General features: G+C 48.4%; 1 pseudogene. It reads right to left on the reverse strand.

The annotated features are described in order from the left end of the window. Positions 1–439 (reverse strand): annotated as a pseudogene (locus HC728_RS20110) (RHS repeat protein); the annotation flags it as partial. Positions 440–759: the final 320 nt, after the last annotated feature.

The raw sequence follows: 759 nt of genomic DNA on the forward strand, positions 1-759 counted from the left end.
GACCAGTCGCCTTGACCAATTGATAGAGGCTATCGTAAGTATAAGTATTTTCCGGTTCGACTTTCTGATTACGCCAGAAGCGTGTCTCTTCTGCGTCGTTATTGATTTTCAACACATTGCCTACTGGATCATACTCATAACGAAGGTCTTGTAATACCTTCGCACCAAGAGCATGTCCTGTAGGGCGTTCTGTTTTTATCCCAATTAAACGCTGCGTTTCTGGCTCATATGAGTATGCCGTGACCACACCGTTACCCTGCTCTTCACGCAGCTTTTGTCCTGCCGCTGAATACGCCAAGGATTTTACAATAGTTTGTTCTGCTTTCCCTTTCAGGGTCAGCCAACTGCCTGACATCAGACCCGATACATCGTACGCTACACGTTGTACATTGCCTTTCGTATCAATCGTGGTCAGTACTGCACCAGTGGCGTCCCCCATGGTTAGGGTGGTATGGCTTTCGTTACTGAGCCGGTCATTCCAAACAGAAGCATCTCCCCCCTGCCAGTCTGCTACAACATCCGGATTATCAACATCGTTCAATAAACGGCGACTGATAGAGAGAGGCTCTCCCGTCAGAGCAATGCTATTGGTCTGAGCTAAGCCAGCGGTGTCGTAGTGACTAATGCACTGCCCTGCAAGGTTTTGGGCTTTTTCTGCCTCAGTATTACTCGCATACACAAATCGCTCTGTGATACGGGCGGTCCCTCCTGTAACTTGCTCTGTGATACTCAGTGGACGACCTGGTAATGATACATTCT

Source organism: Aliivibrio sp. S10_S31 (assembly GCF_014694495.1).
GTDB classification, from domain to species: domain Bacteria; phylum Pseudomonadota; class Gammaproteobacteria; order Enterobacterales; family Vibrionaceae; genus Aliivibrio; species Aliivibrio fischeri.